Consider the following 11,761-nt stretch of genomic DNA (forward strand, 5'->3'; position numbering starts at 1 on the left):
AGCGCTCTGTTCATGACGGCAGCACCCTGGATAAAAACTGCCGGGTACGCGGATGCTGCGGATGGTTGAGCACCTCGTCGCTGCTGCCCTGCTCGACGATCCTGCCGTCGACCATAAACACCACCTGGTCGGCCACCTCGCGGGCAAAGCCAATCTCATGGGTGACCACCACCAGGGTGGTGCCCGATCGCGCCAGCTTCTTGATGACATCCAGTACCTCGCCCACCAGCTCCGGATCCAGCGCCGAAGTGGGCTCATCAAACAGGATCACCCGCGGGTTCAGCGCCAGCGCCCGTGCAATGGCGATACGCTGCTGCTGGCCGCCGGAGAGATGCCGCGACCAGGCGTCGGCTTTATTGCGCAGTCCGACGACGTCCAGTAGCTCATAGGCGCGGGCAATGGCCTCTTTGCGCGTGACCTGCTGGTGGGCGATCGGCGCCTCTATCAGGTTCTCCAGCACCGTCAGGTGCGGAAACAGATTAAAGTTCTGGAACACGTAGCCGACGTTGATCCGCTGGCGGAGGATCTCCTTCTCTTTCATCTCATACAGCTTGTCGCCTTTGCGGCGATAGCCGATATAGTCGCCGTCAATCTGAATAAATCCCTCATCGACCCGTTCGAGGTGATTTATGGTGCGCAGCAGCGTGGACTTGCCCGAGCCGGAAGGGCCGAGGATCACCGTCACCGTGCCCGGGGGGATCTCCAGCGACACATCGTCCAGCGCCTTGTGGCGGCCATAGTATTTGCTGACCCCGGTCATAGAGATATGGCCATTATGAGAGCTGGGCATGAACGGCCTCCTGCGGCTGTGGTTGACGTGCGGGTTGATTCAGACGGCTGCTGCGGGCGCTGTTTACCGCCGAGCGGCGCTCGCTGCGCGCCAGGCCCCGTTCCACCAGATACTGAATGGCGGAGAGGACGCTGGTGATCGCCAGATACCAGGCGGCGCCGACCATCAACAGCGGGATCACCTCCTGGGTACGGTTGTAGATCATCTGGATGGTGTAGAACAACTCCGGCATCGCCAGGACGTACACCATCGCCGTTCCCTTGGCCAGACTGATGATCTCGTTGAAGCCGGATGGCAGGATGGTGCGCAGCGCCTGCGGCAGAATAATGCGCAGCGTGCGCCGCCAGGCGGGTAGCCCCAGCGCGGCGGCGGCTTCATACTGCCCGTGGTCGACGCCAAGAAAGCCGCCGCGAATAATCTCCGCGGTATAGGCGCTCTGCACCAGGGTCAGGCCCACCACCGCCGTGGAGAATTGCCCCAGCACGTTAATGGTCTGATAGCTGGCCCAGGTGACGCCGGTAAACGGGATCCCCAGCGACAGGGTGTCGTAGAGATAGGAAAAGTTATAGAGAATGATCAGCACCACAATCAGCGGCAGCGAGCGAAACAGCCAGATATAGCCCCAGGCGAGACTGCTGAGCAGCCACGATGAGGACAAACGGGCCAGCGCCAGCAGGCCGCCGAAGATCACGCTTAGCACCGTGCCGAGCAGGGTCAGGAGCAGGGTTTGCCCCAGCCCCTCGAGGATCACCGGGTCGAAGAACCAGCGGGCGAAGACGCCCCACTCCCAGCGCGGGTTAAAGGCCACCGACTGGATCACCACCGCCAGCACCAGCAGGGCGACCAGAGCCCCGACCACCCGCAGCGGATAGCGCGCCGGCACCACTTTGATCGTTTCAGATGAATGCATAATGCCTCCTCAGGCGCTGTGGCTGTAGGCGCTCACCGCCAGCGCTTTAGTGAACCGCAGCCGGCCATCGTACGGCGGCTGACTGTACTCTTCCGGGTCTCGCGTGAGATCAAACTGCGCCTCATACCCCTGGCTGAGATAGAGCTTTACCGCCTCCGGCTGACGGAAACCGGTGGTCAGGTAGATATGGCTGTACCCGGCCAGCACCGCCCGTCGTTCCAGCTCCTGGACCACCTTCGCCGCCAGCCCCTGCTGGCGCAGACGGCGGTGCGTCCAGATACGCTTGATCTCCGCGGTGTGGCGATCCTTCGGCTTATACGCGCCGGTGGCGATAATTTCGCCCTCACGCTCAAGGACAATAAACAGCCCCTGCGGCGGCACATACCACTCACTTAACTCCACTTCCGCATCGCGGGAAAAATAGTCGCCGTAGCGGGCGGCATATTCGGCAAACAGCCCGCTAATAATCGGCTGCAGCTCCGGAGCCTCCGGAGAAATATCGCGGAATGCTTCGCTCATCGCGCCTCCTGTCAGTCGCCCAGTCCGGGCGGATTGATTTCCGATTGCGGAATGCTTTCCACCCCTTCGCCCCAGCGGTTAAGCACTTTGGCGTAGTCCCCGCTGGCGATAGCCCCGTTCAGCGCCGCCTGGACGGCATTCACCAGCCCGCTGTCTTTTTTCAGCGTTACCGCGATGTGCGCCGCTTTTGGCCAGCCGCCATCGACGCTGCCCACCAGTTTGGTTTTGCCGGTCAGCGCCGCCTTCCACGCGCCAATCACGTTGGGGCCGAAGAAGGCGTCGGCTCGTCCGGTCTGCAGGGCCAGCGTCTGGGCGGCATCATCCTTGGTGTAGACCGGGATAAACGGCTTCAGCCCCTTCTTGACGTTCTCCGCGTTCCACGCCAGCAGGATCGCCTCCTGGTTGGTGCCGGAGCCGACAATAATCTTTAGCCCGGCGATATCTTCCGCTTTGTCAATCTTGCTCAGCGGGCTGGTGCTTTTGACGTAGAAGCCCAGCGAGTCTTTGCGGTAGGTGGCGAAATCGAACTTCTCTTTCCGCTCTTTGGTGACGGTAATATTGCTGATCGCGGCATCATATTTGCCGGAGGTGACCCCCAGCGGCCAGTCTTCCCATGAAGTGGGAACCACGTTTACTTCCAGCCCGAGGCTCTCCGCCACCAGCCGAGCGATATCCGCCTCGCTGCCGAGCAGGGTTTTGTTGTCATCGGCAAAGACCGTCAGCGGCGGAGAGTTCAGGGCCGCCACCGCGACGGTGAATTTCCCCGGCACCGCCAGATGCAGATCTTGCGGCAACAGGGCAATGGCCTGCGGATTTTTCGCTGTGTGAATCGGCGTTTTGTTGGCCTCCAGGCTCACTCCGGTGCCATTGATCTTGACGTCCTGACCCCACGATGAGGCGCTAAATGCCAACGCGACGGCCAGCAAGAGTGTTGTTTTCTGCATAGCGTGATTCTCTTTTATTATTTTTGGAATTTGATTAGCGGGTAGCGCCAGACCCAGACTTTCCCGCAGGGTGGTGCCCGGATAGTCGCGACGGAACAGTCCGCGCGCCTGTAACAGCGGAACCACCTCATCCACAAAGCGCGGGAAGGTTTCCGGCGTGCCGCCCTGAATAATGAAGCCGTCCGCCGCGTGCTGCTCGAACCACAGTTGCAGGCCATCAGCGACATCGCTGGCGGTGCCGGTAAAGCGCGGACGCGGGCTGGCTGCCTCCAGAGCCACCTGGCGCAGGGTTAAGCCCCGCTCGCGGGCGTGACGTTTAATCTCGTCGGTGGTACTGCGGAAGCTGTTTTGTCCGAGGTCGCCAATATCCGGGAACGGTTCATCAAGCGGGTACTGCGAAAAGTCATGGTGTTCGAAATAGCGCCCGAGATAATTCAGCGCATCTTCGATGGAGACCAACGCCGCGGTGGTCTGGTACTGCCGCTCCGCGTCCTCGGCGTCATCCCCGACGATGACGCTGACGCCCTGGAAAATATGCAGTTGGTCCGGACTGCGCTGATATGCGGCGAGTTGGCTTTTGACATCCCGATAAAATGCCTGCGCCTCGGCCAGCGAGTCCTGATGAGTAAAAATGGCATCGGCGTGGCGCGCGGCTAATTTTTTGCCGTCATCCGACGCGCCGGCCTGGAAAATAATCGGTCGGCCCTGCGGCGTGCGGGCAATATTCAGCGGCCCGGCAACTTTAAAGAAATCGCCGTGGTGGTCGAGCGTATGCAGTTTATTTTTATCAAAGAACTGGCCAGTCTCCTTATTGCGCACAAAGGCGTCTTCTTCCCATGAATCCCATAAGCCTTTCACCACCTGCAGATATTCATCGGCAATGCGATAGCGCAGCGCATGATCCGGATGTTGGGCCCGGGAGAAGTTTTTCGCCGACCCTTCCAGCGGGGAAGTGACCACGTTCCACCCCGCCCGTCCCTGGCTTAAATGGTCAAGGCTGGCGAACTGGCGGGCGGTAGTAAACGGCTCGCTGTACGAAGTCGATAAGGTCCCCACCAGCCCCAGTCGCCGGGTGATCGCGGCCAGCGCGGAAAGTACCGTTAAGGGTTCGAAGCGATTTAAAAAATGGGGAATCGATTTTTCGTTAATATATAAACCGTCGGCGACAAAAATAAAATCCAGCTTCCCCGCTTCTGCTTTTAGCGCCGTCTGGGTGACGAAATCAAAATTAATACTGGCGTCCGCCTGGGCCGCCGGATGACGCCAGGCGGACATATTTCCCGATGCGCCATGCAATATGGTTCCCAGACGCAATTGTCGATTTTCAGACATAGCTACCCCTTCCCCTGTCATTCGTTAAATGTGTTGTAACGCTTCTTCCGCGAGACGGGCGAAATAGTGCGCCGCGGGCGCAATCAGCCGTTCATCCGGATTAAATGCCGGATGGTGCAAACCATATTCGCTGGCGCTGCCGATGCTGACGAACGCCCCGGGAATATGCTGAAGATAGACCGCAAAATCTTCGCCGCCGAGATGCAGATCGGCATGGTGGGTGCGGTACCCGGCCCGGGCTGCCACCTCGCTGGCGAAGTCGGCCCAGCGGGCGTCGTTGACCAGCGCCGTCGGGCCGGCGTACCAGAAGACGTCAATCTGCGCGCCAAAGGCGCTGGCGAAACCGGCGGCAATCTCGCTGACCCGGGCCTTGACCCGCTGCTGCACTTCACTGCTGTGGGTGCGCAGCGTCCCCTCCAGCTCGACGCTCTCCGGCAGCACGTTCCAGGTATTGCCTCCCTGGATCCGCGTCACGCTGAGCACCACCGAGTCGAGGGTGTTCACTTCCCGGCTGGCCACGCTCTGCAGCACCGTCACCAGCTGGCTGGCCAGCAGGATCGCATCCTTTCCTTCATGTGGGCGGGCGGCATGCGCCCCCTTCCCGGTCACTTTGAAGACGAAGCGATCGACGTTGGCGTAGAACGCGCCGCCGCGGGTGGCAAATTCGCCCACCGGCAGGCCGGGCTCATTGTGCATACCAAAGATCGCCGACACCTCCTCCAGCGCCCCGGCGCGGATCAGGGTTTTCGCCCCGCCAAAATTTTCCTCTGCCGGCTGAAACAGGATCCGCACCCGCCCCGGGAGTTCCGCTTCCCGCTCCTTCAGCAGCAGCGCCGCCCCCAGCATCACGCTGGTGTGAATATCGTGGCCGCAGGCATGCATTACCCCTTGATTCTGCGAGCGGTAAGGCAGACCGGTCGCCTCCTCGATGGGCAACGCGTCGATGTCCGCCCGCAGGGCAATCACCTTGTCGCCGCTGCCGACTTCGGCGACCAGCCCGGTTTTCAGATCGTAGGGCAGCAGGGTCAGCCCGCCGCTCTGCAGCCAGTCGCGGATCCGCGCGGTGGTGGCCACCTCCTGCAGGGAGAGCTCCGGGTTCTGGTGCAGCTCGCGCCGCCAGCTAATCAGTTGTTGTTCAAAGGACATTCAGCACCTCCTTGCCGTAGTGAGCCTGCGCCAGCAGGCGCAGGGAGTGCAGGCGCGCTGGCCCGTCGCTAATGGGGGTATCAATGATGAGTTCATCCAACTGTTCTTCCGCCTGCAGCGCGTCAAGCCGGGCTTTAACCTGTTCGGGAGTACCGGAGATCAGCGAAGATTCACGGCGGGCAATGCGCGTCGGTCGGCTGCCGGCCTGGCGGGCAAAAGCGACGGCCTGCGCCTCACTGCCGACGGTCACCCGCTGGCCGTTCTCCAGCTCGACGCCCCACACCTCGACCTGCTGCGCCAGCGCGGCGGCGGTGGCCGGATCGTCAGCAACCACCACCTGGACGGCGACCATCGCCTCACGTGGGCTGAGCTCGCGCCAGCGGTTGAACACGGCACGGCGCAGCGCGCTGTCGCCATTGAGATGGGCGGCAAAGACAAAGTTCCAGTCAAGGCGGGCGGCCAGTTCAGCACTCTCCAGGCTGGCGCCGAGCAGAAAACCATCTGCCCGGCGCGGCGGGATCGGCGTGGCGCGTAGGCTCTCCTCTCCCCCGGGCTCAGTCAGCGACAGCCAGTTATCCAGCTGCGCCAGCTGATCGGCAAAGGTCCCTTTCTCCTCTTGATGCAGGCCCTGCTGCAGGGCGCGGGTGGAGAGCGGCAGGCCGCCAGGCGCCTTGCCGACCCCGAGATCGATGCGGCCCGGCGCGAGGGCGGCCAGCAGGTTAAAGTTTTCCGCGACCTTATAGGGGCTATAGTGCTGGAGCATGACGCCGCCGGACCCAAGACGGATCCGCCGGGTGTGGCCCAGCAGCCAGGCGATAACCAGCTCCGGCGAGGGGCTCGCCAGCTGATCGGTATTGTGGTGTTCGGCGACCCAGAAGCGGTGGTAGCCCCAGGCTTCGGCGTGTTGCGCCAGCGTTAATGTACGCGCCAGCGCCTGCGCGGCGGTTTCCCCGGCGGCAAGCGGACTTTTATCCAGAATACTGATTCGATAAGACATTTCGCAGGCTCATATGAAAGTACGTGCCTGCATTATTAAAATCTTTGCTAACTATTGAGAAACAATTAATTCACATGTGTACTGCTGAAAATTAGATATGCCCGGCTGAACGCTGCGCTTCCAGCTCGCGGAGCAGCGCCTCGGCCTGCCGCGGATTGCGCACCCGGACGAAGCGAATATGACGATATTGCGGATCCTGCATAACGGCCAGATAGCGTCGGCGATGCTGCCGCCAGGTTTTCAGCGTCCAGAGGATGATGGACTCCCGGCTGCAGAACGAACGGCGAAAGCTCTCGCAGTTGCCCGTGCCCGGCCACAGCTCCTGATGTCGCCACGCCCGGCTCGCCGCCCGCCATACCGCCTGGCGCAGCGTGCGCCAGAAACCATAATCTACCCAGATCACCAAATCCACCGCACGCCATTTAACGCTGCGGCTGCGATTGTAATTGCCATCCAGCACCCAGCCCGGCGTGGCCGTCGCGGCGGCAATGGCGGCGAAAAATGCCTCATCCGGCGCGCCCTGCCAGTTCGGCCGCCAGTACAAGCGATCGAGCTCGATCCAGGGTAATTCCAGCCTGTGCGCCAGGCGCCGGGCCAAAGTGGATTTGCCTGAGCCGCTGGTGCCGACCACGTTGATATTCATCTCTGTTTCTCCCCGGTTACCAGACTCTGCCTGGCGATACTCTTGGATCATCTTTCGGGCTGCCGTCCCCCCGGTCATGCCGCGCCAGCGAATGTCGGTTCACCTGGCGCTGGCGTTTTTTGGGCCTATTACAATACCTGCCCTGCACAGAGGAATAAATCATCCGCCATAACCATTCTGCTCCACTGCGTCCGGCCATCAGGCTGGCACAATCCTCAGGCCGGGCATACACTCTGCGTACCTGTGAGCAGTATTCATCAATCCGGAAAGATTATGCTAAAAGAGAACGTAAACGATCTGCTCTCCTTTATGGTGGTGGCGCGTGAACGCAGCTTTACCCGCGCGGCGGCCCAGCTTGGCGTGTCGCAGTCGGCGCTCAGCCATGCCATGCGCCATCTCGAAACGCGGCTCGATGTCCGGCTGTTGACCCGCACCACCCGCAGCGTGGTGCCGACCGAAGCGGGCGAGCGACTGATTCAGCGCCTCGGTCCGCATCTGGAAGAGATCGAGCAGGCCCTGGCTGCATTGCGAGACACCCGAGAACGCCCGGCGGGCAACCTGCGCATTACCGCCGGAGAGCATGCCGCCAGCGCGGTACTCTGGCCGGCGCTAAAGCCATTTATGCTGCAATATCCTGATATTAACATCGAAATCACTGTTGATAATGGGCTCACGGATATCGTGGGTGACCGCTTCGACGCCGGGGTGCGTCTCGGCGAACAGGTGGCAAAAGACATGATTGCCGTGCGCATCGCCCCGGATATGCGGATGGCGGTGGTGGGTTCGCCGGCCTATCTGCAGCGGGCCGGTACGCCGCAAACGCCCTAGGATCTTGCCCAACATCGCTGCATCAATCTGCGCCTGCCGACACGAGGGGGACTTTACGCCTGGGAATTTGCCCGCGATGACCGGGAGATTCAGGTGCGGGTGGAGGGACAGCTGATCCTCAACAGCCTGCCGCAGCGCATCGACGCGGCGGAGGCGGGCCTTGGGCTGGCCTACGTTCCGGATGACTGCGTGGCGGAGGCCTTAGCCAGCGGCCGGCTGGTGCGGGTGCTGGCGGAGTGGACCCCCGCCTTCCCCGGCTACCATCTCTATTACCCCAGCCGGCGCCAGCATACCAGCGCTTTCACGCTGTTACTGGAAACTCTGCGACGCTGATCTCATTGATAAATCTGTCAAATGCTCTCGGTAAATGTTTTAGGTGCGTAACTATTAGGTTACGTGTAGGATTCAGCGCCATGTCTGAGCTTATCTCCTACGTCAGAATGATGAGAAAGCCAGCATAATGTGCCAGCCGTCCTCCATTCCGGCTGCAAACATGGGCATTGACAGGAAACTGATACATCAATGAATACGAAACACGAAAATGCAGCGGAGCATCATGCTGCAAAACGCCACTGGCTTAACTCACATGAAGCGGGTTATCACAAAGCGATGGGCAACCGTCAGGTACAGATGATCGCCATCGGCGGCGCCATCGGTACCGGTTTGTTCCTCGGTGCCGGGGCACGTTTACAAATGGCAGGGCCAGCGCTCGCCCTGGTCTATCTGGTCTGCGGCATCTTCTCCTTCTTTATTCTTCGCGCCCTCGGCGAACTGGTCCTCCACCGCCCCTCGAGCGGCAGCTTCGTCTCTTATGCAAGGGAGTTCCTCGGTGAAAAAGCCGCTTACGTGGCCGGCTGGATGTACTTCGTTAACTGGGCGATGACCGGGATTGTCGATATCACCGCCGTGGCGCTGTATATGCACTACTGGGGCGCGTTTGGCGATGTGCCGCAGTGGGTCTTCGCCCTCGGCGCGCTGGCTATCGTCGGCACCATGAATATGATCGGCGTGAAGTGGTTCGCCGAAATGGAGTTCTGGTTCGCGCTGGTTAAGGTGCTGGCGATCGTCGCCTTTCTCGTGGTCGGCACCATTTTCCTCGGCTCCGGTAAGCCGCTGGACGGCAATGCCACCGGCTTCCATCTGATCACCGATAACGGCGGCTTCTTCCCGCACGGCCTCCTGCCGGCGCTGGTGCTGGTGCAGGGGGTGGTCTTCGCCTTCGCCTCCATCGAGCTGGTGGGGACCGCGGCCGGAGAGTGTAAGGATCCGGAGACAATGGTGCCGAAGGCCATCAACAGCGTGATCTGGCGTATCGGTCTGTTCTATGTCGGTTCGGTGGTGTTGCTGGTGCTGCTTCTGCCGTGGAACGCCTACCAGGCCGGACAGAGCCCGTTCGTTACCTTCTTCTCAAAGCTGGGCGTGCCATATATCGGCAGCGTGATGAACATCGTGGTGTTAACCGCGGCCCTCTCCAGCCTTAACTCGGGTCTCTACAGTACCGGGCGTATTCTGCGCTCGATGTCGATGGGAGGCTCCGCGCCGAAGTTTATGTCGAAGATGAGCCGTCACCACGTCCCTTACGCCGGGATCCTGGCGACGCTGGGGGTATATGTAGTCGGGGTTTTCCTCAACTATCTGGTGCCATCTCAGGTATTTGAGATCGTACTCAACGTCGCCTCGCTGGGGATCATTGCCTCCTGGGGCTTTATCGTGGTGTGTCAGATGCGTCTGCGCAAAGCGATCAAGGAAGGGAAAGCGGCAAAGGTCAGCTTCAGAATGCCGGGGGCGCCGTTCACCTCCTGGCTGACGCTGCTGTTCCTGTTCAGCGTGCTGGTGCTGATGGCCTTCGATTATCCGAACGGTACCTACACCATAGGATCAATTCCGCTGCTGGCGGTATTGCTGGTGGCTGGCTGGTTTGGTGTGCGTAAACGCGTGCATGAGATTCACAGCACGGCGCCGACGCTGAGGAAGTAACTGGCAGGACTCCCGGTTTGTCCATCGCGGGCAAACCGGGAGGTCAGAACTTAATTATCTTCAGCCAGCTGCGACACATCGCTGCTGTTAATTTCCCGCTTATTACCTGACTCATCGATATAGCTGGTCATCCCCGTTTCTTTATCCAGCTGCGGCTTGCCGTGGGTAACGATAGTTTGACCGCTCTTCGTGGTCATAACGTAGTTTGACGAACAACCTGCCAGCAGCGCCAGCATCGCGCCGGCGCAAATCACCATGAATGGCTTTTCATTTATCTCCACTGATTACCACTGCCCGCACGTGGCGGGAAAGGGTTAAGTGTATAACCATCTGGTTGTCAGGCCAATAGGCGTTGTAACAGAGGGTGAGTCGCCGGGCCTGGCCCGGCGGCTTGCGGAGCGCGACCACCGTTTTCCGGTTTCGTCGCGCTGAGGTCTTACAGGGCGATACGGATCACATCGTCCGGCGCGGTGGCTTCTTTCTCACGGCTGGAAGCCTGTTTCACGCTAACGTACAGCGTTTTTCCGTCCTCGGAGAGCGCCAGACTGTTGGGGTGAGTCGGCGTTTTAAAGGTCTTCACCACCTTGTAGCTCTTGCCGTCGATAACGCTGACTTCCCCGGCCTTACGATGCGTCACATAGGCTTCGTTGCGCGCCGGGTTAAACAGCACCGCCAGCGACTCCGGCGCGGCGATTTTCTCCAGCACCTTGCCGTCGCGGGTATCGACCACCAGCACTTCCGGCTGCTTGCTGTCGGTAATAAAGGCACGATGGCCGGCGGTATCGAGACTCAGGTTAAGATAGAAATGCGCTTTGCCGTCATCCTGCAATTTTTTGCGCGACGCAATCGTGTTGCTCTCGCTGTCGATGGTCAGCAGTTCGCCGTCGGCGTTGGTAGTATACAGACGCTTAGCTTGCGGATCGATCGCCAGACCCGTCGCCATTGCCCCGGTGCCGGTAATGGTCGTTTTCAGCTTCAGGGTCGCGCCATCTACCACCCAAATCACGCTCTCTTTGCCCAGACCGGTAATGTAGACCGTGTTGGTCTGCTCATTGACCGCCAGCTCGCGCGGCTGCAGCGGGCGCACGGTTTCGCTGCGCTGACGCTCGTCCAGCACGAGGCGCCCCTTCACGGCGCCGGTTTTGGCGTCAATAGCGGTGACAGTGCTGTCGACGGTATTGCCAAACCACAGCGTGCCGGTGGCATGGTTGATAGTGGCGCCGAACGGCTTCAGATCGTTGTGAATAATCTGCGTCACGTCGAGGGTGGTGGGGTCAAGACGGTAAACCACCCCGCCTTTGTCCAGCGAACGACTCTGTGATGTGGCGACCCACAGCGCATTCTCCTGCTGGCTGTAGGCCATTTCGTAGGCCCCTTTTCCGACGGCCTTGCGCAGCATCTCTTCCGCGGCGTGGGCGCTAAAGCTGCCTGCCAGCAGCAGAGAAGTGACGAGCAGTGAATGGCGCAGACGCGGCGCGGCAAAATGACGTAATGACATGACGACTCCCTTTGATAAACCAGTATGTGCTGACCCGACATCGCTTCCGGCGGTAAAGTCCTGGCTTTACCCTTATTTTTGAATGCGAATAGTAATCATTATTTATCTCAAAGTGGAGCGCTAATTGTTGTTGTGCGGTAAATTCATGCCTGGCGAGCACTATCCGTTAACCAGTAG

The 11,761-nt window shown here is 60.3% G+C and carries 12 protein-coding genes and 1 other annotated feature; of the genes, 3 read left to right on the forward strand and 9 right to left on the reverse strand.

Annotation, left to right across the window (positions count from 1 at the left end; translation table 11 throughout):
* Positions 1–10 precede the first annotated feature (10 nt).
* The 7 genes from KPHS_28680 to KPHS_28740 all read right to left on the reverse strand — a co-directional run bounded on the left by KPHS_28680 (position 11) and on the right by KPHS_28740 (position 7,281).
* On the reverse strand, positions 11–790 hold the full coding sequence (locus KPHS_28680) for an ATPase (RefSeq protein ID YP_005227168.1): 780 nt from the start codon (positions 788–790) through the stop codon (positions 11–13).
* Entirely contained in the window at positions 774–1,700 is a 927-nt protein-coding gene (locus KPHS_28690) for an amino acid ABC transporter permease (RefSeq protein ID YP_005227169.1), read from the reverse strand. The genes KPHS_28680 and KPHS_28690 overlap by 17 nt, the downstream gene beginning before the upstream one ends.
* A gap of 9 nt (positions 1,701–1,709) precedes the next feature.
* Entirely contained in the window at positions 1,710–2,219 is a 510-nt protein-coding gene (locus KPHS_28700) for a putative acyltransferase (RefSeq protein ID YP_005227170.1), read from the reverse strand.
* Between the two features lie 11 nt (positions 2,220–2,230).
* Positions 2,231–4,495 carry an NtaA/DmoA family FMN-dependent monooxygenase gene (locus KPHS_28710; protein ID YP_005227171.1) on the reverse strand — a complete coding sequence of 755 codons (2,265 nt, stop codon included), beginning with the start codon at positions 4,493–4,495 and terminating at the stop codon, positions 2,231–2,233.
* 24 nt (positions 4,496–4,519) lie between these two features.
* The gene (locus KPHS_28720; RefSeq protein ID YP_005227172.1) at positions 4,520–5,641 is read right to left on the reverse strand and encodes a putative peptidase; all 1,122 of its coding nucleotides are present in this window, start codon (positions 5,639–5,641) and stop codon (positions 4,520–4,522) included.
* Positions 5,631–6,638, reverse strand: a complete 1,008-nt coding sequence (locus KPHS_28730) for a putative luciferase-like monooxygenase (RefSeq protein ID YP_005227173.1) — start codon at positions 6,636–6,638, stop codon at positions 5,631–5,633. Before KPHS_28730 ends, KPHS_28720 begins: the two co-directional genes overlap by 11 nt.
* Positions 6,639–6,729: 91 nt before the next feature.
* Complete coding sequence (locus KPHS_28740; RefSeq protein ID YP_005227174.1) at positions 6,730–7,281, reverse strand: hypothetical protein; 552 nt, start codon at positions 7,279–7,281, stop codon at positions 6,730–6,732.
* A 273-nt stretch (positions 7,282–7,554) separates the two neighbouring features.
* Between KPHS_28740 and KPHS_28750 the strand changes: the two genes are divergently transcribed.
* From KPHS_28750 to KPHS_28770, 3 genes are all read left to right on the forward strand, one after another.
* The gene (locus KPHS_28750) at positions 7,555–8,109 is read left to right on the forward strand and encodes a LysR family transcriptional regulator (protein YP_005227175.1); all 555 of its coding nucleotides are present in this window, start codon (positions 7,555–7,557) and stop codon (positions 8,107–8,109) included.
* Positions 7,555–8,442: a sequence feature (potential frameshift: common BLAST hit: gi|152970457|ref|YP_001335566.1| LysR family transcriptional regulator), on the forward strand. Its footprint overlaps the gene before it by 555 nt.
* Positions 8,203–8,442 carry a putative LysR-family transcriptional regulator gene (locus KPHS_28760; protein ID YP_005227176.1) on the forward strand — a complete coding sequence of 80 codons (240 nt, stop codon included), beginning with the start codon at positions 8,203–8,205 and terminating at the stop codon, positions 8,440–8,442. It overlaps the preceding feature by 240 nt.
* Before the next feature lie 189 nt (positions 8,443–8,631).
* Complete coding sequence (locus tag KPHS_28770; RefSeq protein ID YP_005227177.1) at positions 8,632–10,086, forward strand: L-asparagine permease; 1,455 nt, start codon at positions 8,632–8,634, stop codon at positions 10,084–10,086.
* A gap of 50 nt (positions 10,087–10,136) precedes the next feature.
* Here KPHS_28770 and KPHS_28780 read toward each other — a convergent pair whose 3' ends face one another.
* Positions 10,137–10,343, reverse strand: a complete 207-nt coding sequence (locus KPHS_28780; protein YP_005227178.1) for a YgdI/YgdR family lipoprotein — start codon at positions 10,341–10,343, stop codon at positions 10,137–10,139.
* A 179-nt stretch (positions 10,344–10,522) separates the two neighbouring features.
* Positions 10,523–11,584 (reverse strand): putative receptor, encoded by a 1,062-nt coding sequence (locus KPHS_28790; protein YP_005227179.1) that lies wholly within the window; start codon positions 11,582–11,584, stop codon positions 10,523–10,525.
* Positions 11,585–11,761: the final 177 nt, after the last annotated feature.

This window comes from Klebsiella pneumoniae subsp. pneumoniae HS11286, from assembly GCF_000240185.1.
GTDB classification, from domain to species: domain Bacteria; phylum Pseudomonadota; class Gammaproteobacteria; order Enterobacterales; family Enterobacteriaceae; genus Klebsiella; species Klebsiella pneumoniae.